Genomic DNA, 735 nt, shown 5'->3' with positions numbered 1-735 from the left:
GCGCACAAAGATATCATTGACCCGCAGTGACCAGGCACTGCCCTGGGTGTGAATATAGGCGTTGTAGCGATACTCGAAGTTGTTAGCCATTGCCGTTCCTTGCCAGCCGACCGTGGCCAGCAGGGTAGCGGCCAGCAAGTTCAATAGTCGTGTCATGGGCGTGTCTCGTATTGCCGATCACCTTGGCCTGTCATGGGTTTCATACGCCGACCAATACTCGGGCGATCCGCCACTCGCCGTCATGGGTCCGGTAAAAGACCACAGGGAAACTCGCATAGCGTTCGCTGCCGCTCGGTGGGTGCTCCCAGAGAATCGGAGTGGGTTGAATACGCACCAACCGCCCCTCGGCAAGAAACTCCACCTGATCATCCTGCGGATCATCGCCCCAGAACAGCGGCTGCAGAACTTCACCGCCTGGGCCTATACGCTCATATACAGCCAACCCATGTTCAGTGCTATCAATGAAGTCCCGAGCAGAGGTTTCCTCCGTTAGCATATAGGCTGTGCGTGCCCACACCGGCTCCATTTCCCGGAAGATCGCTTCCGTATCATTGCGCGAGATCAGCCCATGGATATGGCGGTACGCCTCACGCAGTTCCCGGCGCAGGCGAGGAGTATCTTCCAGCGCCACCGCGTCGCGCTCCCAATGGAAGGGCGGAATCGGGTCGGTCACCGTAAAGCTAATATCCAGCCGGTAGCCATCAATGGTCCAGCCGCCACCGAAGATGATATTGT

General features: G+C 57.8%; 1 protein-coding gene. It reads right to left on the bottom strand.

The features are described from left to right. Positions 1-199 precede the first annotated feature (199 nt). Positions 200-735 (bottom strand): hypothetical protein (locus HP566_RS03990; protein WP_249975968.1); only part of this gene is annotated, 536 nt, incomplete at its 5' end.

Origin of the sequence: Vreelandella olivaria (assembly GCF_023507745.1) — a bacterium.
Taxonomy (GTDB): domain Bacteria; phylum Pseudomonadota; class Gammaproteobacteria; order Pseudomonadales; family Halomonadaceae; genus Vreelandella; species Vreelandella olivaria_A.
The sequence above is the reverse complement of the archived record's forward strand: the minus strand, read 5'-3'. Positions and strand labels throughout refer to the sequence as shown.